General features: G+C 43.0%; 19 protein-coding genes and 1 pseudogene. All 20 read right to left on the bottom strand.

The features are described 5' to 3' along the window. Positions 1 to 28: 28 nt before the first annotated feature. The gene (locus tag ACTB00_RS05030; RefSeq protein ID WP_463298843.1) at positions 29 to 2488 is read right to left on the bottom strand and encodes a DUF5686 and carboxypeptidase-like regulatory domain-containing protein; all 2460 of its coding nucleotides are present in this window, start codon (positions 2486 to 2488) and stop codon (positions 29 to 31) included. Between the two features lie 65 nt (positions 2489 to 2553). Further along, positions 2554 to 4803 (bottom strand): patatin-like phospholipase family protein, encoded by a 2250-nt coding sequence (locus ACTB00_RS05025; RefSeq protein ID WP_463298842.1) that lies wholly within the window; start codon positions 4801 to 4803, stop codon positions 2554 to 2556. Further along, positions 4760 to 4996: a hypothetical protein gene (locus tag ACTB00_RS05020; protein ID WP_053184059.1), complete on the bottom strand. Its 237-nt coding sequence runs from the start codon at positions 4994 to 4996 to the stop codon at positions 4760 to 4762. Before ACTB00_RS05020 ends, ACTB00_RS05025 begins: the two co-directional genes overlap by 44 nt. A 112-nt stretch (positions 4997 to 5108) precedes the next feature. Continuing rightward, positions 5109 to 6506 (bottom strand): TolC family protein, encoded by a 1398-nt coding sequence (locus ACTB00_RS05015; RefSeq protein ID WP_463298841.1) that lies wholly within the window; start codon positions 6504 to 6506, stop codon positions 5109 to 5111. A gap of 54 nt (positions 6507 to 6560) precedes the next feature. Continuing rightward, a complete protein-coding gene (locus ACTB00_RS05010; RefSeq protein WP_053180232.1) occupies positions 6561 to 9617 on the bottom strand; it encodes an efflux RND transporter permease subunit in 3057 nt (1018 codons plus the stop codon). Then, complete coding sequence (locus ACTB00_RS05005) at positions 9617 to 10690, bottom strand: efflux RND transporter periplasmic adaptor subunit (RefSeq protein ID WP_157624436.1); 1074 nt, start codon at positions 10688 to 10690, stop codon at positions 9617 to 9619. The genes ACTB00_RS05010 and ACTB00_RS05005 overlap by 1 nt, the downstream gene beginning before the upstream one ends. 88 nt (positions 10691 to 10778) lie before the next feature. After that, complete coding sequence (locus ACTB00_RS05000; protein ID WP_053180228.1) at positions 10779 to 10982, bottom strand: winged helix-turn-helix domain-containing protein; 204 nt, start codon at positions 10980 to 10982, stop codon at positions 10779 to 10781. A 144-nt stretch (positions 10983 to 11126) separates the two neighbouring features. After that, positions 11127 to 11330, bottom strand: coding sequence for a winged helix-turn-helix domain-containing protein (locus tag ACTB00_RS04995; RefSeq protein WP_053180226.1), 204 nt, complete (start codon positions 11328 to 11330; stop codon positions 11127 to 11129). Beyond that, complete coding sequence (locus ACTB00_RS04990; protein WP_053180224.1) at positions 11323 to 11586, bottom strand: hypothetical protein; 264 nt, start codon at positions 11584 to 11586, stop codon at positions 11323 to 11325. The genes ACTB00_RS04995 and ACTB00_RS04990 overlap by 8 nt, the downstream gene beginning before the upstream one ends. Positions 11587 to 11715: 129 nt before the next feature. Further along, positions 11716 to 12525, bottom strand: coding sequence for a GbsR/MarR family transcriptional regulator (locus ACTB00_RS04985; protein WP_463298840.1), 810 nt, complete (start codon positions 12523 to 12525; stop codon positions 11716 to 11718). Between the two features lie 38 nt (positions 12526 to 12563). Further along, on the bottom strand, positions 12564 to 12767 hold the full coding sequence (locus ACTB00_RS04980) for a winged helix-turn-helix domain-containing protein (RefSeq protein WP_463298839.1): 204 nt from the start codon (positions 12765 to 12767) through the stop codon (positions 12564 to 12566). 16 nt (positions 12768 to 12783) lie between these two features. Continuing rightward, positions 12784 to 14130, bottom strand: coding sequence for a TolC family protein (locus tag ACTB00_RS04975; protein WP_463298838.1), 1347 nt, complete (start codon positions 14128 to 14130; stop codon positions 12784 to 12786). A gap of 22 nt (positions 14131 to 14152) precedes the next feature. Next, complete coding sequence (locus tag ACTB00_RS04970) at positions 14153 to 17242, bottom strand: efflux RND transporter permease subunit (RefSeq protein ID WP_463298837.1); 3090 nt, start codon at positions 17240 to 17242, stop codon at positions 14153 to 14155. A 97-nt stretch (positions 17243 to 17339) separates the two neighbouring features. Beyond that, complete coding sequence (locus tag ACTB00_RS04965; RefSeq protein ID WP_463298836.1) at positions 17340 to 18377, bottom strand: efflux RND transporter periplasmic adaptor subunit; 1038 nt, start codon at positions 18375 to 18377, stop codon at positions 17340 to 17342. A 157-nt stretch (positions 18378 to 18534) separates the two neighbouring features. Then, positions 18535 to 19116 (bottom strand): TetR/AcrR family transcriptional regulator, encoded by a 582-nt coding sequence (locus ACTB00_RS04960; protein ID WP_463298835.1) that lies wholly within the window; start codon positions 19114 to 19116, stop codon positions 18535 to 18537. Positions 19117 to 19634: 518 nt separating this feature from the next. Then, the gene (locus ACTB00_RS04955) at positions 19635 to 19892 is read right to left on the bottom strand and encodes a restriction endonuclease subunit S (RefSeq protein WP_463298950.1); all 258 of its coding nucleotides are present in this window, start codon (positions 19890 to 19892) and stop codon (positions 19635 to 19637) included. A gap of 236 nt (positions 19893 to 20128) precedes the next feature. Beyond that, positions 20129 to 20506, bottom strand: a pseudogene (locus tag ACTB00_RS04950) (type I restriction endonuclease); the annotation flags it as partial. Between the two features lie 128 nt (positions 20507 to 20634). Next, complete coding sequence (locus ACTB00_RS04945; protein WP_463298834.1) at positions 20635 to 21543, bottom strand: relaxase/mobilization nuclease domain-containing protein; 909 nt, start codon at positions 21541 to 21543, stop codon at positions 20635 to 20637. Between the two features lie 30 nt (positions 21544 to 21573). Beyond that, the gene (gene mobC, locus ACTB00_RS04940) at positions 21574 to 21888 is read right to left on the bottom strand and encodes a plasmid mobilization relaxosome protein MobC (protein WP_463298949.1); all 315 of its coding nucleotides are present in this window, start codon (positions 21886 to 21888) and stop codon (positions 21574 to 21576) included. A 303-nt stretch (positions 21889 to 22191) separates the two neighbouring features. Then, complete coding sequence (locus ACTB00_RS04935) at positions 22192 to 22881, bottom strand: DUF3945 domain-containing protein (protein ID WP_463298833.1); 690 nt, start codon at positions 22879 to 22881, stop codon at positions 22192 to 22194. Positions 22882 to 22952 lie beyond the last annotated feature (71 nt).

Here is a 22952-nt window from a genome sequence, read left to right as displayed (position 1 = left end):
ATGAATTAATTTTATGGTTTATATATAACTAAAAAGAAAACTGTATCGAAACCAACATCAGAAAACGGTCATGTCCGGACTTGTTCCCGGTCAATCTCCACACTCCGTCAAGCCGTATGACCTTTAAAATATTTTCAATTCCCGCGGATACCTCCCCGTATGATTTTCCGTTTAACGGCTTCATTTCTTGAGGGAAAAGTAATTGGTTATGGCCGGAGAGGTCAATATCCCCTGTAAGCCATTTGCCACCAATTACCTCACGCCATTTTAATTTGCGCAACAGGGGGGTTTTGTTAAAGAAATATCCCTGAAAATGATGTTCGGCCGCAACGCCAACATATCGGTCGCTGACAAACTCCTGGTAATTCATCAGGTTGAAAGCATATTTATCCAACGAGTATGTTTCATTTCCTTCGTGTATTTTAACCAGCGGGAAGGGGAGGTCCCCCCATATCCTTCCCGTCTGTATGAACACGGTCGAATAGCCGATCGGGTGAAGCGGCAACTTGTCGTAAATATCGGCCTCCAGTTTCAGGTAATTGTAGTTGCCCGATAAAAATCCTTTTATACCAGCGCTGGTATTGATATTCATAATAGGGAGCGTGCTTCCCAAGCTGGCTTTTTCGAATGTTCCCGTAACCGTGCGCTCTTTTGGCGACAGCCGTGTATTGAATACAATTTCTGTATTCCGGATCGCGTTAACCGGGTTCATCTGCCGGTCGAAGAAAGGAACATAGGGGCCGCTTTTTATTTCGCTGGTTTCGAGCTTTAACCGGTTAGACCATGCAACAGACCATTCTTTTCTGATTTCAAACCGGAAACGGTTCACCATGTTTAGTTTGGACAAGGGGTCTTTGCTCAACACCGTCATTAAAATATTGTCTTCCATAAAAGCATTTCCGCTTCGTCCAAGCAGTTCGTAATCGTGTTGATATTGCGTGGCGATTGAAAAGAGTTTGTCTTTCTGGAAATAATATTCTGCCCCTGTGCTGAATTTGAAACTGTCATCTTTTAACCCATAGGCCAGGTACCCGTTCAGGCGCAGGTTGGGACTGAATTTTTGAGTTGTCCTTCCTCCAAAGCGAAAGCGGTTGCCTTCAATTTCGTTATAACTGTACATGTAGTAATATGGGCCGATTTCAAACAAGCCAATATCTTTATAACCAAAGAAAAACATATGGATATAGTCGAAGGCCGTTTTTATAACCGGGACGTTCTTCAACGAATCGACCATCTCATAAATCGCCATTTCCCTGTCGTTTAGGTTAAAGGGCCTGATGCTGTCCCAAAATTGTTCGCCATTTGCAAAAGCATTGGGCGAAACACTAACTTCTTTTTGGTTTTTCCTGATTTTCACTATTTTGGAGGGGAATTGAAAATCTTTGTACTTGGTTGATTTTCGTCCCATTAAACCGGCCATTTTCCCTTTTTTGTTTGTTTGGAGGTTTAAATCGGCCCAAATCGATTCGTTGTCCGGAATGTACCGGCCGTCTTTTAACCGGTATTCTTTTTCAAAAACCAAATCCTGTACGAAGTTGATGTTGGCATTTTCTGATAATCTCATTTCAATACGTTTCAGCGCATAGCTTGACGAAGAAATCCAGAATTTTCCCTTAAATACAGGCTCCTGCTTTTGTTTCGGGAAGAACGACAATTCGTAAATTTTTTCTCCGTCAACCCAGGCGCTGTCGCGCAAAAAGTAACGGTAATATGAAAGCCCCTGGTCGTGCAATGGTGAGATAAGGGCGGCATCGGCCATGTTGATAAAGTTGCTGTAGGGATTTACGTTGGTATAAAGTTTTCCTGTAAATTCTGACACCATGTTGGTTTGCATACCGGAGGTTTTGTTGGCTGTAATATATTCATAGTCGCCGCCGTCTTTGATATGATAAAAGTCAGATACTGTTTCGGTTATAAATACAGGCAAAAAGGTTTTTCCGTCTGTTTCGAGGGTATCCATGTAATCGAAAACAAATCCAACCTGGTCCCAGAATTTGTTGGTTTTATCCGGTTTCTTCAGGTTTTTTAGGTCGATTTCCAACTTGCTGTACAAGCTGCTTCGCCAATCGGGGAAAAAAGCAGGGTCGTTATCCTTTTTGTGGATGCTGATCTCCTGCATGATCCTGTGGGCAGGATTTACACCCGGGGTGACTTCGATTTCTGCAATAGGAATCACCTCTTCTGATAATTCGATGTTTAAAACAGGCGATCCGAGGGTGTCGGCCATGATAAACCGCTTGCTATAGCCCACAGCCGATACCTGCAACACCCTGGCCGTATCATTTACCTGAAGCGAATAATAGCCGTTGATATTGGAAGTTGTTCCAACCGTGGTGTTCACAAAAACAATGTTCGCATAAGGAATTGGTTCGCCTGTAGCCCGGTCGCTGATCTTTCCCGAAATCGTAGGCTCCTGCCCAGATCCTTTTGCCGGAGCAAGTAGTGTAAAAAGAAGAACATAATATCTTATAAAAAAACATTGTTTCATAGGTCATTCAAAATTCTAAAGTTGCCTCTTCTCTGTATCTTTCTTCCAAATATGTTAGCAAGTCGTTAAAACCAATATCCCAAGTTTGCCGAGAAAGCCGGTTCTTCGCTTAAATCGGAATAGCCTATTCCGATATCCACCGGGCCAATCATTGTTTTCATCGAATATTTTATGCCACCGCCATATCCCGGGTTTGCTTCGGTCCAGTCAGCAGGAGAGTTTCCCTGCTGCAGCATATTGAATAGGAGTGAAATATATTGGGATTTGGAAAGCTTTAACCGGAGGCCCAGCAGCCCGATGGCCGAATAACGGTCGGCCACAATAACCGGGGGCAGCCCGTAAAAGGGAAGGTGATAACTAAAATATTGTGAGTAGGAATCTCCTCCAATGAACGTAGCTTTTGCCATCAGATAATCGGAACTAAGCAATGCACGGCCATATAGATTAAATAAAAGGGCCGTGTTGCGCCACAGTGGAATTACATTTTTCATGTTTAAAAGAAGGGCTGGACTCACCTTTTCGTTCTTAAAATCAATATCCAGAGAAAACTCAGCGTAGAGGTTTGTTCCTTTCGTGGGGAAATAAAAATCGTCCATGTTGTCCAGTGAAAGGTACGCGTAAACATCGGTGTTAAACCGATCTACTTTTGTAGCCGAAACATCAGGCAAGCTGCTGCTCTTAGCAAAAACATCGCCGCTAAAATATTCCTCCTGAAGGCCAAGCCCGAAATTATACTGTTTTAGAAAAGACTGGTACAGGTATATTGATCCTGAAGCGTAAAACAAATCTGCATTGACAATTTTGGTGCCTCTTTCGTAGATGTCGTAATTCTGATACTTGCCCCTGATTTCTGCTCCCAGCGCGGGGAAGCCATTCTTATTTGTCTCAGCCATCACTCCAAATCCCGGATTGGCCGATAGTTCAGCACTGGCAGAATAAAATCCGATAATATTCGAGTAATTTTTTCGGGTTACGTTTAAAAGCAAGGCTGCCGCGTCGGTTGTATTGACACTGAAGCCAATATTCATGGAATACTCTTTTTCGGTCGTAATATTCAGCTCCAGGGTTTTTCCACCATCTGCATGATCATTGAGCATGAAATAAATCTTTTCAAAGCCCCCGTGCCCATAAATCCGGTCAATCGCGCTTTTTATTTCCTCGTAGGAATAGCTGCCTGGAACGGGCAAATCGAGTTTTTTCAGAAGAAATGCCTCGTTCAAATGATTGGCCCCTGTCAATTTAATGTCGTTAATCTCCCATATTTCGGGCGCGATAAATGCCCTTGATTTGTTCCTGATTTCTAACTGGTATTTTTCTTTCAGTTCATTCAGTTGGTCCCGTACCAGCCCGGCCGCTTCTTCCCCGCGCAGGACCAGGGTGTCTGCAGCTTCACCCGTAAAGCTCGAAACGGAGTAGCCAGTAATATCGGGCCGGATGGTCAAATCGCAAAGGCCGCTATTGGCAGCGCCTTTTTCCATTCCCAGGAAATTGACCATCTGACCAACGATCTCGCCCATCGACTTGATTTCTTTCCGGGTATAAAAACCACCCCTGATATCGACACCGATAATAATATCGGCCCCCATTTCTTTCGCCACGTCGGTAGGGAAATTATTTACAATTCCTCCGTCAACAAGGATCATCCCATCTCTTTGGGACGGCCCAAAAACCCCGGGGATGGCCATGCTTGAGAACATGGCCGAAGGTAAAAAGCCATTCTTCATCACCACTTCCTCCCCGGTTTCAAGGTTTGCCGCCACGCAGGCAAACGAAATGGGCAATTTTGTAAAATCGGCATCTACGGGAACATTTCCTGCCAACCCGCAAAACAGGTTCATCACATTTTGTCCTTTGATGACCCCCAGGGGAAGGCTTAATTTTTTGTTATCGCCATACGGGAGTGAAAACAGGTACCGCTGACGGAGCTCCTTATCATTTTCTGACAAGTATAGGCGGGAAACACCGTCCGACAAAATGGCTTCCCAATCTTGCTTTTCAATAATTTCGTGGATCTCATCGGCCCGATATCCGATTGAATAGAAGCCTCCAATCAAGCTGCCGATACTGGTGCCTACGATGATGTCGATGGGAATTCCTTCTTCCTCCAAAACTTTCAGCACACCGATATGGGCAAAGCCTTTGGCCCCACCGCCGCTCAAAACGACTGCAACTTTAGGATAAGGAACTTGGCAAGGGGCGGATTGGCTCCGGTTCACAATTCTTCCCGAAATGTTTGTTTTGTGCGCAAATACGGTGGCCTGACTGATAAAACTAAGGCAAATAGTCAGGGTTATTATTATTGTTAAGTGTTTCATGCCAGCAGTTGTCAACGTTTAAAAAATCTACTAAACCTTTAATATCTTCCTCAGAGTTAATTAAATACTCATCTCCAAGCTTCAGTGAATAGATGTGGTGAAAAAGCAGGGAAACCTTTTGTGCATTCGGACTGGTAAGCTCATATAGGGCCTCAGTATAAATATTGTCCCGTTGTTTGCAGATGCTTTTCATATGATGTCAGTATAATAGAATAATTCCACCTGTGAATTACTCATGGTAATGATTTTGCTTACCCGGGTGGCCGTGCTATTGGCCGCAATGAAAAAAATACCCTGATCCATCTTCATTCCTCTCCTTCTTCGGGCATATATAAATTGCCGGTAACGTTTTCCCATCGTGTTTTTAATACCTCAAAGTTGGCAACAGTTTGTATCAACCGGGCTTTTGCCTCTACCCATTTGGCTTGTGAGCTTAATAACTCAGTTGTGGTATTCAAACCAACATCAAAACTGGCACGGGTTTCGTCCAAACTTTCCCTGGCTTCTTCCATATTTTTTTCAGCCAGACTGATTGATTCGTAAGCTTCCTCAACCTGTATTTTAACCTGCATCACTTCAAGGTTTATCAAATCACTTGTATTCTCCAAATCTGTTTCCGCCCGCTGTATTTTTAATTGTGCGGCACGCATTTTCTTTCTACCCTGTCCCCACTGAAAAACAGGGATTGACACCTGCGCTGCCAATATGGGCTGAAAATTACTGTCTTCGTACAAGTCTCTTACCCAAAAACTTGTGTATTGCGCACTTACTCCAACTGTTGGAAGATAATCGGCACGCGTAATTTTTGCGTCAAGTTCGTCGAGTTCTTTTTGTTTCTCCAGGATTTTCAATTCATTCCTTTTGTTGCTGGCCTGGGTTATTCCGTTTCCAAAATTTATCAGTTCGACATCCGCACCTACATTATGACTGACTTTGATATCGGTATCCAGTGGTTGTCCTAAAATCTGGTTCAAATACATTTTAGCTACTTTCAATCCGTTGTTAGCTTTCAACAAATTTAATTCAGCCTCATTTTTCTGAACCGTCACTTTTAGCTTTTCACTGGCAGGTTGTAACCCGACTTCATACATAGCGGACATTTGATCTTCCAATTCGGTTAACATCTTAATATATTCATCTGCGATCAAAATATTTTCTTCAACCGTTGCCACCTGCCAAAATGCTTTGTCTGTTTTTTCAATTATCTCCGAATATTTCAGGTTCAGGGATAAATTGGCTATTTCAACACCTGCATCGGCTTGCTGGTTGGAATACCTGATTTTTCCGCCTGCGTAAACCGGCTGGGTCACTTCCAAACCTCCGTTTATCAATGTAAGGCTGTTTATATCGATAGTCGTTCCGGGCTTCCATACATTACTCGTTCCGGAGAAATTGCCGGCTATGGCATCTTCTTCACTGTCGGCAGTTTGCAGGAAATAACCGGGCATACTTATCGGGTCCATATTGGGCCGGTGCATTAACGACGATGAAAAGCCAAATTTTGGCAAATGGGCCGTTCTTGCAACTTCCTGGTTTACCTGTGCCTCCTTGTTTTGTAAAGCGGCTGCTTTTAATTCCTTGTTAAATTGAACAGCTTGCTGGCGACATTCTTCCAGGGTCATTACTTTTTGCCCGGTCGCATGATTGGATGTGATTGCAGAAACAAATAGGATGACTGTGCTTATTATTATTATCGATTTCATTTTCTTCTTTCTAAAATGGTATTTATCACTTTTTCTGACCGGCATAATTTGCTATTATTTATTATTTTCAGATTTTTCCAAACTACGTCCGTCAACCTGATACAATACGGTATATAAAACAGGAACAACAACCAGTGTTATGATAGAACCAACCGCCAGGCCAAACATAATTACAACTGCCGTAGAATTAAACATAGAATCTCCAAGCAGGGGCGCCATTCCGAGAATTGTTGTCAGAGAAGCCATCATTACCGGGCGCAAACGCGACAATGCAGAATCTATTGTAGCGGTCAGGCGATCTTTCCCTTCCCTGATATTTTGGTTTATTTCATCGAGCAGCACCACGGCATTTTTAATCATCATTCCAATAAGACCAAGAGCGCCAATAATGCCTGCAAATGTTAAGAATGTTCCTGTTGTTACAAGCCCCAGAACAACGCCGATAAAAGCAGAGGGAACAATAAGGAATATGATAACCGGTTGTTTCAGGTTATTAAATAAACCAATAATTATGATGGCCATTAAGCCCACAGCCAATGGTAAAAACGTAAACAATGCCTGGTTGGCTTCACCTGACTGGGCGGTAGCGCCTTCCCAATTCATTTTGTAACCATCCGGTAATTCTATCGCTTCAACCTTTTGCTGGAATTTGGCCTGAACTTCAGCCGCCGTGTGCCCTTTTACTGTGTTACATTGCGCTCTAATCGAACGTTGGTTATTCAAACGGTTTACAAGTTCATAATCCCATTTAACTTTTAATGTATCGGCTATTTGCGACAACGGGACACTTCCTTTGCTGTTCTGTCCCCAAACCGGGACACTCATTAGTTGCTCCAAGTTGTCGCCCAATTTGATGTCGGTACGCAATACAATCGGCAGCATCCTGTCTCCCTGGTAAACCGCCCCGATGGGCATTCCGTTAGTCGCTACGAGAATTGAATTGCCCATATCAGAGCGGGTCAATCCAAGCGGTTGCGCTTTTTCTACAGAATATTCCGGAACAATCTTTTTTGTCTGGTTTTTCCAGTTATCGGTAACCTCAGTTGCCGTTGGCTCGTCTAAAAAGATTTTCTTAGCCTGGGTTGCCAAATCTTTCAGCACAGCCGGGTCGGGACCTGTAAATTGGGCTTCAATATCGGCATCGGAGAAAGCAGCGCCATATTCCAACACCCTGAAAAAGGCATCGGGATAATTATTGTTCAAATACTTTTGAATTTCGGGAATTATCCCGTTAACCCTGTCCGTAGTTTCGGTTTCAACAATAAAATCGGCATAATTGGAACCGCCTGTAGGCATGTGCCGCAAAAGCAAATAACGGGCTGCCGGCCGGCCGGCTGAGGCCGTTACCGATTTGACGCCATCCATTTTTAAAATATCTTGCTGGATTTGCTGAACATCTTTTTCCACCGTTTTTATATCTGATCCCTGTGGAAGGTAATATTCAATATAAAACTGGTCGTAATCAATTTTCGACATAAAGTCGACTTTCACAAAACGGAATGACCAGAATGCAAAAACCAAAACCACAAATGATATTGCTGTAAATATTAATTTGTGACGTATTCCCCATTTCAGAAATCCCTCAAAACCCCGGTAAAACTTATTGTTATAAGCTACTGCATGTTCTCCTTTCGGACGTTCTTTGCGATAAAAATATTTTGCATTGAAGGGAGTTTGTATCATCGCAAATATCCAACTTAACGAAAGAGAAATAATCAACACGGTAAATAAGGATGACAAAAATTCGCCGGCTGCATTTGGCGACATTCTTAGCGGCAAGAAAGCCAAGACGGCAACAGCTGTGGCTCCGAGCAAAGGCAGCGCTGTTTTTTTCGCTGTGTGTATAAACGCCTTGTTTCGGTCCATCCCCGATTTTAAATCAACCAAGATGCCGTCGGCCACAACAATGGCATTATCTACCAACATTCCCATTGCAAGAATAATTGCGGCTAACGAAACGCGGTGTAAAGGCAATCCAATGGCCAGCATCACAATTAAGGTCCCCATAATCGTAAAAACCAAACCACTGGAAATCAGCAACCCCGAACGCAGCCCCATGGCAAACATCAGCACAACAATTACAATACCGACCGACATTGCCAGGTTCAACATAAAATTACTAACGGCCTTGTCAACACGATCAGGTTGGTAGTAAACCCGGTTAATCTCAATTCCCGCCGGAAGTTCTTTTTGTAGTTCAGTTATTTTTTCATCCAAGCGTTCGCCCAGTTTTACAACGTTAATTCCACTTTCGTTTGAAAGGCCAAGTGTTAAACCAGGTTTATCGTTATAATATAAGGCTTCATTTTTTGGCTCCAGATACGCCCTTTTTACAGCAGCAATGTCTCCTAAACGGAAGTTTCCCCCATCAGGAACCTGAATTAACAAGTTTTCTATTTCTTCTACACTTGTTATTTTTTGTCCAACCCCTACCCGGACAGATTCTTTGCCAACATCAACCGAACCGGGATTAATAATCGCGGTTTCATTTTGAATAGCTGCTGCGATTAACATCGGGTTCACACTTAATCCAGCCAGTTTTTCAGAAGAAAAAACAATATCAATCGTTTGGGTATGCTCTCCAAAAACCTGCGACCGCCGGACGCCGTCAACCCCTAACAATTCACGTTCAACGTATTCTGTATATTTTATCAGTTCTTCGTGACTATATTTATCTGCTGTTACGGCATACAAAATACCATAAACGTCTGCAAAGTCGTCATTTACAATTGGCTCCATGGCCCCCGAAGGCAACGAACCTTTTGCATCATTTACTTTTCGGCGAAGGTGGTCCCAAAGCTGGGGCAGCCGAGGGGTTTTTACTGTTGGTTGAATATTAACCGTAATGATTGACAAACCGGGACGCGAAACAGAAGTAATATCATCGACATTCTCCAATTTCTGAATGGCTTTTTCCAAAACATCGGTAACTTCAAGTTCCACTTCGTGCGCTGTAGCCCCGGGATAAACCGTTACTACCGTAGCCGCTTTAATTGGGATTTCAGCATCCTCCAGCTTCCCGATTTTGTTATAGGCAATAATTCCCCCAAACAATACTGCAAACAGTATCGTTGAGATCATTGCTTTTTGATTTAACAGCTTTTCGAACATTACAACAGCCCTCCAATGTTAGTTACAGAAGGCTTTGATAGCGGCTCTACTTCTTGTCCTTCAACCAGATAATGGACCCCCGCAGTAACAACCTGGTCGCCGTTAGTTATTCCCGATACGATATTTACCCGTCCGTTTGCACCGTCCAATGAAATTTTCACCTGGCGTTTTTCAACTTTACTTGTTGAAGGATTATAAAGCCACACGTATGTATTTGTTTTTTCATGAAAAATAGCTGTGGAAGCAACCGATAGCTGGTTTTCTTCCGACTGGTTATAAACCGTTACTCCCGCCGTCATTCCGGGAGCTACTTTCAAATCGTCTTTATTTTCAAACAAAAATTTAACTTCGTATAAACCGTCCTCCATCGTTTTCTCGCTTACGCTCAGCAACTGTATTGGAAGTTGTTTTATTCCGGCATTGGCAACATTCAAAAGGCTTTTTTTATTACTTCTCACGCTGTTTAACTGGCTTTCTGAAATGGGCACAACAACCTCCAAATGCGAATTGTCGATAATCGAAACGATTGGCGTACCTGCACCAACCGTTTGATAGTTTTCTACGAATTTCTCGTAGATGTATCCCGAAAAAGGAGCTTTCAATTTTGTATCACGCAACTGGTTTTGGGCATTTTCATAAGATGTTTTTGCCATCAGGTATCCCGATTTTATCTTTTCAAAAGTATTCTCCGGAATTTTCTTCTGCTCCACCAACTGTTTGTACCTATTATACTCTCCTTCTGCCTGCTCAAACTGGGCTTTGCTTGTTTCCACCTGAAGTTGGTAATCGCGATCATCAATCCCGGCAATCACTTGCCCTGCATGAACATAATCACCTTGTTTTACATTCAATTTTTCCAATGGGCCTCCTACACGGAAAGAAAGTGAGGTTAAACTTTTTTCCTTGATCTTCCCGTTAAGGGTCATTGTGCTTTGAATAATGTCACCTGTAATTGTTTCTACTTTAACCTTTTTGATTGTTTCGGCCCGGGGCAGGTCCTTTGTGGAATCTTTACAGCCTGACGATACGAAAATTACAACTGTAAGAAAGAGAAAAATGTTTTTGAATTTCATGTTTCGATATTTTGAATGGTTTGTATGCTTTTGTTTTTTTAATGGCTCAAAAATTTGATAGAACTTACTCCTTGGAATCAATAAGATGTCAGTATAATAGAATAATGCTCAGGTTGTCTTCGTCGCCGTAGAAGAAGATTTTATTTTCGCGGGCAAGCCAGCCTAAAGCCATCCTCACCGCCGATCCCCTTAGCATCAAATCTCTTTTGATGTCTGCCAGGGTGCTTTCTCCATTTTTGTCCAAGTACTGCCAGATCCGTCCGGCAGTATTACCGATGTCTGCTTTTATCATGGATTCATTGCTTATTGTTTCTGATCAAAAGTGCCCCTGCAACCATTGGCTTGGTGGATTTTACAGCAGGGGCTTGATTGTTTCCGGTTTTCAAAATTTTTCTATGCCCAATGAGCAAGCGAGTGTTTGCATCATCAATTTTTTTCAGTCAAAAATGACTGCAAACAAATCTCGTCCCTTCAGGTGTAAAATGACCTGATTATTATATACCATCCACCCCAAGGCAAGGCATGCGTCCTGCTCCTGAAGCTCTAATTGTTCTTCAATCTCGCGAAGTGAAGCTTCTCCCTTCCGGTCCAGGTATTCCCATATCTTCTTGGTATTGGCGCTTATTTGGAATTTAATCATGATAATAATGTTTTATCGTTTTAGTTATTTCAGGTCTTATTTCGTAGTCACATTGGCAGCAAGTATTTCTTTCATTGACAATGGCTTTCCCGGTTTTGGCACCTCCTTCTGACTGATGCAAAGCTACTTTCTTGATCGCATGACTGTATTCTATGGCATGCTTTAGCAGTCTGTTCAGGGAGTAGCTTTCCTGGCTTTTCCCGTTTATGGGAGCCAGGAAGAGCCCTGCTGTCAGTAAAGTCAATAATTGCCTCATTTTTCCTTTTATTCAGTTAGTTTCATAAGTTCGGAATAGACCGAACCGTAATGATAAAAAAATAATTGCCTTTGTGGTTTTTCAAAGTCTGTATAGATCGGAATAAAATAGAACTTCAACTGTAAAAAATTAGTTGACCTTCGTGTTTTCCTCCTGAAATTGATCCAGATGATTGACTAAAAACTTCATGCTTTTAAGAATATTCTTTAGGAAAACTGAATTCCGGGAGTTGGGATCTTTTTTCAGTTCAATGATTTTATTGATGATTGCAATGCTTTGATTTATTTTCCGTTCTATTTCACTGACCAAATCATCCATGTCTCCAGATTTAAACCGAAAATAGCGTTTTCTGTCCCCCGGATAAGTGATATGTTCAATTACTCCGCGTAATTCCAGGTTTTTCAGCGCATTACTGGCCGTACTTTTGCTGATCTTCATTTCTGCAACAATCTCGTCGAAAGTATATTCTTCTTTGTCCAGTACCATCAGTAATCCCAATATACGCCCCGTTACCGGTTGATACCCTTCTTTTTCGTGTTGCCTCCCGATGAGCTCAATCAGCTCTTTCTGTTTTTGTATTCTCTCTGATTCTTCCATTTTATTTCTAATTGGTGGGTGCAAATATAAGTAAGTTTTTTTAGTTCGCAACAATCCGAACAGAATTTGATGTTTTTCTCTAATTAACAATCTTGAGCCGTGCTGTTTCGATCGCTGCATCAGTGGACTGTAGTTCATTGCATCCTCGGGCTGTCGTCCACGCATTTCAATAAACTCCTGATAGTTCGCCTTTGCTTCGGCTGTTGTGATCCCGGATCCTTTGCGGGTCATATACTCAAAAATTTCACTCTCTGTTACCGCTTCATACCCGGTTCCCTGGGCACAACAGTCGTCAGCATCTTCCGTCATCGGATTGTCCATTAAATAATACTTGATTTTCATACTGCATTAATTTTATGGTTTATAATTAGAAAGAGATGTCAGTACAATAGAATGACACTCCAGTTATCTTCGTCTCCATAGAAGAAAATCTTGTTTTCGCGGGCAAGCCACCCTAAAGCCATTCTTATCTCCGATCCTTTTAGCTGTAGATCTTTTTTGATGTCAGCCAGGGTACTTTCCCCATTTTTGTCCAGGTATCGCCAGATCCGTCCGGCAGTATTACCGATATCTGCTTTTATCATGACTTCATTGTTTTGTTTAATAAACCTGTTGCGCAATGGCCTGTTTGTAATAACCCTGTCGGATTTGATAGGTGCTTTTGGCATCGACCAATCCATCCTGGGCCTCCTGAAAAATAGCCTGAGCTTCGAGTAAGTCAGACGTTGAGAGGATCCCGGCCTCGTAATTGTCGGTGATTACCTGGAGGTGTTCGCGGGCCTGTTCGGCCAGCGATTCGGCCACACTGATCTGTTGGTAGCTCTCGGTCAGTTCTTTGTAGGCCCTCTCCATTTGCAACTTCATTAATTCCGATTTCTCGTCCAGGTTGTTTCTGGCCACATCAATTTTAATTTCATGCTCCTTTAACTTATGCGAACCTCCCCACCAGTCGGAGATCGGGATGGACAAGGTTGCAAATGCAATTCCGTAGGTATTTTGCTCATCGGCAAAATCCATGTATTGACCTTGTACGCCTACGGCTAGTTGCGGTAAAAACTCGCCGCGGGCCAGGCGTTTTTGCAAGATCCCTGCATCGACGGCCTTGTTCAGCAGTTGGTATTCACTTCGGTTTGTGAGGGCTGTTGCAGGCGGCAGGTACAACATTTCGGGCACGACAGTGCTAAAGGCCGTATCCTGTAAGCAGATATTCTCCGAATAGTCCAACCCAATGTGTTGGCACAAGGCCATTTTTACCAGCGATATCCCATTTTCCAATTTCAGCTCGTCGGCTTTTGTTTCATTTATTTTGAGTTGAATCTTCAGCAAATCGCTTTTTTGAGTCAAGCCGGCGTCGAATGAAACCTGAACGTCTTTTAATAAGCTGTTAAGAAGGGCCTTATAGCTCTCCAATGTGCTTCTTTTTGCCTGCAACGAAACCAGCGACCAATAGAATTCTTCGGTTTTCACCACAACATCGCGGGTACTGAGGTTCAGCGTTTCTTCGCTCACTTCTTTGCCCAGTGTGGCAAGTTTATAACCCGAGCGGATACGGCCACCTGCATAAACCGGTTGTGTGGCAGTAAGCATTCCCACATTCATATAATCCAGTGCTTTTAATTCCAGTCCCGGAACATAGGCGTATTGCGTGGCCGAGGACAAATTTTCCAGGTTGCCGTCATACACCGGCAAATTCATTTCCGGGGTTTTGATGTCAATCAAATAATCGTTGGCTTGAAATGCAATCGCCTGGGCATTCACTTTAGGAAAGAAATTGGTGAAAGCATTCTTTTCAATTTCTTCCGACTCATTGATCTTCATCCGGGCTTCCTTTAACCGCTTATTATTCTCGATGGCATAAACCTTACACGAATCGAGCGTTAACAGTTGAGCCGATACAGGCAAGGCTCCCAGTCCCGCGATCAACATAAGCAAAATATATCGTTTCATTTTTGTTTTCATTTTGAATAGATTAAATGGAGGCAAGTTCTTCTTTGTTAGGTCCGCTGCCCGAAACTTTCCAATACAGTACCGGGAGGACCGTCAGTGTAAGCACCATGCCCACGATCAGTCCAAAGCAGATCACTGCCCCCAACGGCCCCCACAGCGGCGATCGGCTGACAATCATGGGTACAACACCCATTGCCGCCGCCATGGCCGTTAGAAAGATGGGCCGCATCCGGCGTTTCCCCGCGGCTATGGCTGCCTCCTTGTAAGTATGGCCTTCGTGAGTTACCAAGTGCATGGCGTAATCGACCAGGATGATACCGTTACGGACAACAATGCCTGCCAATCCCATAACGCCGATGAAAGAAGTCATCCCAAAAGGGTAGCCGGTAAGTTTCAAACCCAGGGCGGCACCCAAGATACTCATCAGCATGGTTGACATGATCAGCAAGGCCCGCCGGGTTGTTTTAAACTGGATAATTAGAATGAAGAAAATAATTAAGATGCTAGTCGCCAGAGAGTAGCTGAGCGGAATCATGTTTTCGATGGATGCTTCATCGTCACCCCCATATTCCAGCCAAAGGCCAGCGGGCAAGTTCAATTTATCAATTTTGGGTTCTATCGCCTTAAGGACTGTTGAAGGGATGTAACCGCGTTGAACATCAGCTTTTACGGTAATGGTACGCACGCCGTTCCGCCGGGCAATGCGTCCTTCGGTCCATTCGGGTTGCAGGGAGGCAATTGAACGGAGTGGCAGTGATTCCATCGTCAAGGGAGACGACACGTAATGATTTTCCAGGTCATCGATATTGTCACGCTGGTCTTCCGCTTTCAACAGAACTACGCTTACCGGGTAGTCGCCTTCCCAAATGGTTGTTACGGGAAGGCCATCCAGCGACGTCATTAATGATGCAGCAACCAGTGTTTTGGCGTATCCAAGCTGTGAGGCCTTATTCCGGTCAAGCTGAATGCTGATTCCCTGCCGCATTTCGCCCCAGTCGTTTTGTACTAAGGTAATGCCGGGACTGGCTTTGAGGATTTGTTCCACTTCTTCGGCCGTTTGCTTCAAATCAGCCAAGCTGTCGCCTGAAATACGTACTTCAATCGGAGCATCAAAATCTTCCAGGGCCAGTTGCTTCCATTTGATGTCCGCTTCGGGAAAGATATGGCTGTATTTTTCGGAATATTCGTGCAATATTTCAATGGTTGCTTCATTCGAAACCGTGTTGACCATTAATTGTCCAAAATTTTTGGCCGGCATGTGCGGAGCATACAAATCGTTGAAGCGGGGGGAGCCTGTACCTACAAAACCAGCAACATTGGTTACACGTTCATCTTGTAAAAGCAACTTTTCCAAACTGTCAACCACTGCTTCTGTCTTTTTTAGAGAAGATCCTTCGGGCAAATAGATCTCAACCGGAAACTGGCTACGTTCCATGGCCGGAAATAGTTTTTGGTCCACGCTCATAAAGATCAAAACTCCTAAAATGACCGACAAAGCTCCTAATGCCAGTGTTGTTTTAGCATTTCTGAAAGTCCAGTCCAGCATGGAATCATAAGTATTCTGAACCCGGTCGAGAAAACTTTTTTTATCATTTCCGCTTTCTGACTGTTGTTTGTGCAATCCGTTTTTGATGAACACGTAACACATGAACGGCACGAGAAAAATTGCCACAATCATGGAAACTCCCAAAGCAATGCCAATGGTTAGCGGAAAGGTGCCAATGAAATCGCCGCCCATTCCAGCCAGAAAAAGCATCATGGGAAAGAAAGCCACAATAATAGCGGCTGTGGCCGACAGTACCGGGATGAACAATTCGGTCGCTGCTTTCCAAGCAGCATCCCAAGGTCTTTCATGTTGGTCGAGCTTTTCAATGTGGCTGTCGATCACCACAATAGCATTATCGACCACCATCCCAAGCACCACGATCAAGCCAGCCAGCGACACAATATGTAGTTGAATGCCTACCAGTTGCATAATACCGAGTGTGATCAATACTGATACCGGAATGGTGGCACCAGCCACTGCAGCAACGCGGAAAGGCAATAAAATCATGGTGACTATAATCACAGCCAGGATAGCCATGAGAAATTCAACCATAAAATGTGAAATGGAATGATCGACCACGTCAGGCAGATCGGAAATAATGTTGATTTTTACGTCATTGGCTGTTTGATCGGTGAATTTTGCCAATGTTTCCTTCACATCGTTGCCGAATTGGACAATGTTGTTGCCTTTTTGCATTTCGAGCGAAAGCAGCAAGGCGTTGTTACCATTGTTGCGGATATAGCTGTCCGGGTCTTCATACTTCCGTTCAACATAGGCAATGTCTTTTATCCTGACTATATTTCCTGTCGGATCAGTATAAATGATCTGGTTTAGCAGATCGTCTTCCGACTCAAAACGTGGAGGCAAATGAACCGGAAGAACCAATTGTCCGTTATCCAATTCGCCCGAATAAATCAGCGATTCCTGGATTTTAAACGAGGCAAAGATTGTGGTAGGATCCACATTGTATTCATTTAGTTTTTCCTGCCTAAGGCGCACGTAAATCTTTTCATGCTGCGTTCCATACCGTTTTATTTTCGAAACGGAACTGATCTTCCGGATATCAGACTCCAAATCTTTCAACACTTCTTCCAGTTCGCGGTACGACTTCTTTTCCGACGACATGGTAATCAGCAGGGCCGAAGTGTCGCCAAAATCGTTGCTTCCAACCAGGGCAAGCACCCCGGTTGGCAGCTGCATTTTCATTTCTTCCAATCCATGCCGCAACTTCGACCAAAACTGGTCGGCATTCCGCACATCGTCGTTCAATTCCACAAAAATCGTCATCATGCCTTGGCTGGAACTGGACTGGGTCTTTTTTTTGTTGACTTCTTCGTAACCGAAAATGTAGTTCTCAACGGCTGTTGTCAGTTGTTCTTCCACCTCAAGCGAAGTAGCGCCAGGGTAAATTCCCACAACAACTCCTTTCCTGATGGTAAACTCAGGGTATTCGCGGCGGGGCATATTTTTTAGTGCAAAGATTCCGAGAACCATCATGCACAGTACAAATGCCAGGATAATCTGCCGGTATTTCATGGCAGCTTCCACCAAATTTATTTTTTTCATCGTGTTTCCATTTAAAAAGGATAGCCCAAACAACTCGAAGTGCGTAAGAGGAATCGGGGACTCAGGGATTGTTGTTTGGCGCTGTCCTTTTATATTGTTAGTTGAATTTGATCATCGAATTGTCGGATAACTTGTGCTGCCCTTCAACTACAAACCACTCACCCGGACTAAGTCCGGCCATAATACAAAGTTGGTTGTTGATGATTCCTGAAGTTTCGATTGTCTGCCGCTTTGCCCGCTTGGATTGTTTGTCAACAACAAACAGGTAGTTGCCATTTTGCGCGTCTTTCATAACCGATTGCATGGGTACCAGCAAACCCGGCGTACTCCCCTCAACCGGCATTTCGATTTCGCATACCATCCCGGGCCTGAGGGTCATGTCATGATTCAGGATTTTCAGTTTTACTTCGAAGGTCTTTGAAATCTGGTTGGCTACCACCCCAACTTTATCGATGACAGCTTTATATTCCTGGCCGTTCAAAGCCGAAAAGCGCACGGTGGCAATTTGTCCTTTTTGTATTTTATTGATTTCTGTGTCAGGCACCGAAATGCGTACCTGGATATCATCGGCCGAAATCAGTTTAAAAGCACCTACTCCAGGCATCACATTGACTCCCTCTTCAATGTTCCTGACGCTGATCACCCCGTCTTCGGGCGCCATGACCATGCAATTTTTCAAAGCTTCCTTTGCAATATTTGCTGAAGAGTTGGCTTGTTCAAGCTTGGCCTTCACTTCTTCCCATTTTATTTCTGGCAAACTGCCATTGTCGTACACGGTTTTCAGCCGGTTATAAGCATCTTGTGCCTGTCTCTGCATCGATAAAGTCGCATCGTACGAACTTTGTACCGAAGTTTTGTCCAGCTCAGCCAGCACTTGCCCTTTGCGAACCTGGCTTCCTTCATCAACATAGATGCGGGCTACTTTCCCGGGTAACTGAAAGCTTAACGGGATGGTCAGGGCAGGCTCCGATATGCCGCTATATTTAAGCATAGCCCTGTCGCTTTGTATTTTTGCCTCAATAACTTTCACAGGGATTGCAGTTTCCTGACTTTCCTTGGCGTTTTCTGCTTGCTCATTCTGTGAGCAACTCGCAACCAGCAATCCAATCGTTAAAATAAGAATCTGTTTTTTCATTGTTACATATTTGTTCGTTCGAAATACTATATTAGGTTTTTAGTCGATTTTTGACATAAAAAAATGCCTAACCCAAATCATCATTTCATATATTAAAGTCCTTCCAATTCTAGTCATTAAAACTATAGTGGTATTTTAGTCGACATTTGATAAAAAATTAACAAAATATTTTAGGGGTGACCAGGTTTACAATCCGGATCATCTTCTCTTCATTGTAAAAGCCGTCCTTCTCAATTCCATACTGAACAAGGCCATAAAACGAGGCCAGAAGCATTTCTGCCAGCCAAGGAATATCCTCTTTAGCAGTTTCCTTAAATTCACCGGAATCAAAACCGTCCTCCAGAATACAAACAATATAAGCCTGCTCGAACTCCATCATTTTTAGAAAGTGCTTTCTCGCAACTTCCTTAGAGCTACTTTCTTGCTTCAATACCCGGTAAATGTTCACTTTATTAATGGCTTCCTTATGAAATTCGAGGATGTAGGTATTAAGTTTGGCAATCATGCCTTCATGTTCTTCCACCTTGTTCTTGACATGCCTTCTCAGATTGAACATTTCCATTTGGATCACCTCGTCAAAGACTTCTTCCTTGCTTTTGAAATAATGGTAAAGGGTACTTTTGGCTTTCCCGCAAGCTGCTGCTATCTCGTCCATCGTGGTTTTCTTTAACCCGTACTGCTGGAATAATAGTTGTGCCTGAACTAAAATTTCATCCTTTATAATCTCATCTTTCTCCATTCTGAATACTATTTATCGACCAAATTAGTTTTTCGGTAGCGAAACTAGGGAAAAATATTGATAGGTTCCAAATTTTTTCTTTGAAAAAACCTATTTCAATCAAATTGTTAACACTCCAAATACATACTTGCTTGATACGAACGGTAATTTCTTGTATGGCAGAGAAAAACTCATATTGGAGAAGATGGTAGAGTTAAAAAATATTAACAGTATTCTTCATAAAACAGTATTCTCCGGTAACAAAAGACAAAATGGATGCCCCTTTTTGGTTCCACAGGTTAGCCATAATCTATTATTAGTTTTCACTTTGAATTTGCACATAAATTAAGTAGACTCCACTTCGCCCAGTCGGAGCATTGCATTTCTGCTCAAGGGACTCCGAATGTGAGAATTCAAAATGCTAATAGCCCAATCATACGTCCATATCTTTTTTTTTCGACCTCAGTGCCTCCCTGAGCGAAGTGATAATCATCTTCTCCGCATCTAAAGAAGATTTTTGAAGTGTTTGCCTCAGCCGCTCACATTTTTCCTAGATATACTAGTTCTTCTTGCTTTCCAAATGGTGGGACTTTGATTTTAACAGTCCTGATTTTTGCAACCGATAGTGATACATTTGCCATTCCTTTCATTAACGGGACTAAAAGCTCTTCTTTAAAGTTATTTAAGTAGTAATAAAGATATTTGGCAGATATTTCCGACTTCTCTTTTGGTAAAGCTGCGGCTAGAATTGAACCTAACGCAAATTTTCCAGATTGATAGTATACTCTTTTAGTGATGCATGACCATGACCACTGGAAGAAACCAAAGGAATACAGACTGCTTCGGCATCAAACTGAAAAGATTTGTGGAAACCTCTCTCTTCAGCTGTTGTCACTAATGGGTAAACACCATCAATTGCTGTTTTGATTCCTGTATTTCCTTTAATAACATCACATAATTGCCCAATAGTCTTACATTGATACTCCTCAAATTTAGTAAAGGAATTGTCGATGTTTTGAATGTCCGAATGAATATTTTCTAATTCCGTTTTAAGATTTTCCCCGGTCGCAGTTCTGTCATGAAATAGAAAACCATCGCCATTACTGCTAAAAACGCAGGGGATGTGAAGAATTCTTCCATAATTCAACGCTTGCTGCATGCCTGCCCTTACCGAGTGCTTGTTATCCTTTGCTTCAATGATTGCAATTGGAATATTGGGGTTGTAATAGAGGATATAGTTTGCATGTTTTTGGGCTTCCCGGGCTGTCAACTTTCCACGCACGTAAATTTTACCGTCTGTAAAAGTGACTTCTTCACGAATTTGGATCAGTTTGTTCCAACCGGCTTTTTCAATGGCCGGTGAAATGAATTTTGTACAGATATCCCTTTCCGACAGGCTTTTTTTATCCATCAGTGTTGAATTGGTTTTTGCCAAGCTATATGTATGGATTTTATTGTACAGTTAAATGGAGATAGCCAATATAATCATCTTTTTGAAATGGATGTTGAACATTACAACCAAAATTCCCGCTAGTGAAATTAATACCTCTTCCCTTTTTTCGACTTCAACTTCCGTTTTTTGATCCTGTCTTTTTTATTTTCCAAAAAATACAATTGCAGGGTAATTTCTTTCAGAATCACAGACTTTAAGACACTTATTGATAAATCCAGCGTTTCTTTTCGGGAAATCTTAGTTGAATGAGACTCTTTCTCAGACAAAGAAAACCTCGGCCGCTCCTCAAAATCTCCCATCCTAACTGGATGCCGGATTGGATTTCCATTCTCATCCGTCACAAAAACCAAATGTCCCCTCCCTGCTTTCCTGATTTCCACCTGAAATAACCCTAATGCCTGATCATACATTTCTTTGTTGGTGATAAATTCCATCCGGTTCAATTGTCCAAATAAACTTTCCAGATTTTGCTTCAGGTTCTTGCTGGAACCGGAAAACCGATAGTTTAATTTTTCCGCAGTATCGTCCTTTAGAAGCTGGTGTTTTTCTTCCAGTTCTTTAATGAACCGCTGTGTCTTTTCCTTTTCATAGCTGTCTTTGATCTTTTTGCCAGTATCACTATTGATCCGGGTGGAAACAATATGAAAATGAATCCTCTCCAAATCAGCATGTTTATAGACAAAGTAAGGTTGGTTTCCGTATCCCAGGTGGTTCATCAGGTTATCGATCTCAGTCCGGATCCCGGCATCACCCAGCCGGACCAAATCGCCAACCGTCGGGTTTACGGATAGATGCAGCCCAGGCTTTCGAACCCGCGTATTTTGCTCTTCAATCTCCTTAAAAATCCGGTACCGGTCGTTTTTGTCTCCCAGAAACGGGTTGACAACCGGCATATTCTGACAGTGATAAAAACTGGCTTTGTGCCGCTCAACTTTACGCTCATTGTAAAACAAAGCGTTTTTTGTGCTGCAGGCCTGGTGGATTTTAATAACCATGATCTTCCGATTTTTAGGGTGGGCAACGAATCAACGCAGGTATTTTTGAAGCAAAATCAAACAGTTTCGCATCATCTCAAAAGCCTGTTTCAAAAGCTGTCGGTCACTGTCACTGATTCGGTAACCGGCAAACGAATTCATGCACTTGGAAAGTTGGTTCAGGTTGACCCCGATCTTGTTGAGCTCATAATCCAGGCCTTTAAGTTTATTGCTGGCCTTGTCATCAAGTACTATCATTTTCCTTTTGGATTCGTCAAATATTTTGAACCTCAGAAAATCACTTGTGCACCCATACTTTCCCCTTTTGACCAAGGAATCCAACCGGATCTTTTCTTCTTTGGTCATCAGAAAACGAACAACGATCGTCCGTTTCTCTTTATCAAGTAATCTGGGTCGCATGGATCAATTTGCTGCTAACTTTTTGCTTTTTGAGAGGGGAATGCATGATGCCTTTGGGGAATGTCTCCCGACAGCGTCGGGACCAAGATGAAAGGTATTTATGGCCATAAATACACAACTTGCATTCCCCTCTTTAAACCAGCTATTCCTCATTGCTTTTTTCTTATTCACCTTGCTCAAACGGGGTAAAAAGAAAGGGAACCCGATATGCGGATTTCCCTCTCTAATTGGAAACGAGACCTGACTAAACTAACTCACTCTTTTCCTGGATCCGGCTTTCTTTTCGGTTTTTGCTTCCTGCTTTTGGTCCTCTGATTTCTCCATCTTTTCCTGTTTAAAATTGGAAAAGCTGATGTTCCTGCCGGCAGCATCTACCTGGAGCGTGGCTCCAAACTTTTTGTCGTTTTTCCCCATCATGCCGTCTACTGTCACTTTCTGGCCGGCAGCCAGCTTGTCTTTTTGCTCGCTGGTCAGGCTGACGCCTTTGATCTTGTCCGGGATCTGGATATACCTTGCTTTCAGGGCAATCAACTCGTTGGTTTTGCCGTCAATTCCCAGGTAGTAGGTGTCCTTCTGCCCGTTTTTGCTGGTCAGCTCCACGGTCTTGCCCAGGTTTTTGTCATTGAGCAGCGCCCCTTTTTCTTCCTTGGTGAACTTGTGTCCCAGGTATTCATCGGGGATATAAAGCCGCTGAATGGGGTGTACCTTGACGTCGACTTTCCCATCCTGATCTTGTTGCAAGCGGATCTTGGCGGGGATCTTATAATCCTGGTCATTAATCCGGGCGTTGATTGTGTAGAGCTTTTCTGAGCGGAAACCGTTCAAAAAATCGGTTAGTTCGCGTTTTTCCATCCGGTCCACAAAACTGCGGTTGATACCGGCTTTTTCCAGTTTGTCAAAGGGGATGTCTTCCACCTTCATGCGTGTGTTTTGTTCCATAATTACTAATTTTTAAAGGGTTATTAATCAACTTCGAAAACGTGTTTCTCCCTTCGGTTCTGTTCTACCAG

The sequence above is a fragment of the Sunxiuqinia sp. genome (genome assembly GCF_055140945.1).
The sequence above is the reverse complement of the archived record's forward strand: the minus strand, read 5'-3'. Positions and strand labels throughout refer to the sequence as shown.

Coding starts and splice junctions, on each gene's coding strand:
- ACTB00_RS04990 (WP_053180224.1), bottom strand. CDS start 11,586: ATGAGGCAATTATTGACTTTACTGACAGCAGGGCTCTTCCTGGCTCCC.
- mobC (WP_463298949.1), bottom strand. CDS start 21,888: ATGACCAAAGAAGAAAAGATCCGGTTGGATTCCTTGGTCAAAAGGGGA.
- ACTB00_RS04945 (WP_463298834.1), bottom strand. CDS start 21,543: ATGGTTATTAAAATCCACCAGGCCTGCAGCACAAAAAACGCTTTGTTT.
- ACTB00_RS05030 (WP_463298843.1), bottom strand. CDS start 2,488: ATGAAACAATGTTTTTTTATAAGATATTATGTTCTTCTTTTTACACTA.
- ACTB00_RS04995 (WP_053180226.1), bottom strand. CDS start 11,330: ATGATTAAATTCCAAATAAGCGCCAATACCAAGAAGATATGGGAATAC.
- ACTB00_RS04970 (WP_463298837.1), bottom strand. CDS start 17,242: ATGAAAAAAATAAATTTGGTGGAAGCTGCCATGAAATACCGGCAGATT.
- ACTB00_RS05020 (WP_053184059.1), bottom strand. CDS start 4,996: ATGAAAAGCATCTGCAAACAACGGGACAATATTTATACTGAGGCCCTA.
- ACTB00_RS04965 (WP_463298836.1), bottom strand. CDS start 18,377: ATGAAAAAACAGATTCTTATTTTAACGATTGGATTGCTGGTTGCGAGT.
- ACTB00_RS05025 (WP_463298842.1), bottom strand. CDS start 4,803: ATGAAACACTTAACAATAATAATAACCCTGACTATTTGCCTTAGTTTT.
- ACTB00_RS04935 (WP_463298833.1), bottom strand. CDS start 22,881: ATGGAACAAAACACACGCATGAAGGTGGAAGACATCCCCTTTGACAAA.
- ACTB00_RS04980 (WP_463298839.1), bottom strand. CDS start 12,767: ATGATAAAAGCAGATATCGGTAATACTGCCGGACGGATCTGGCGATAC.
- ACTB00_RS04985 (WP_463298840.1), bottom strand. CDS start 12,525: ATGAAAATCAAGTATTATTTAATGGACAATCCGATGACGGAAGATGCT.
- ACTB00_RS05005 (WP_157624436.1), bottom strand. CDS start 10,690: ATGAAATTCAAAAACATTTTTCTCTTTCTTACAGTTGTAATTTTCGTA.
- ACTB00_RS04960 (WP_463298835.1), bottom strand. CDS start 19,116: ATGGAGAAAGATGAGATTATAAAGGATGAAATTTTAGTTCAGGCACAA.
- ACTB00_RS05000 (WP_053180228.1), bottom strand. CDS start 10,982: ATGATAAAAGCAGACATCGGTAATACTGCCGGACGGATCTGGCAGTAC.
- ACTB00_RS05010 (WP_053180232.1), bottom strand. CDS start 9,617: ATGTTCGAAAAGCTGTTAAATCAAAAAGCAATGATCTCAACGATACTG.
- ACTB00_RS05015 (WP_463298841.1), bottom strand. CDS start 6,506: ATGAAATCGATAATAATAATAAGCACAGTCATCCTATTTGTTTCTGCA.
- ACTB00_RS04975 (WP_463298838.1), bottom strand. CDS start 14,130: ATGAAACGATATATTTTGCTTATGTTGATCGCGGGACTGGGAGCCTTG.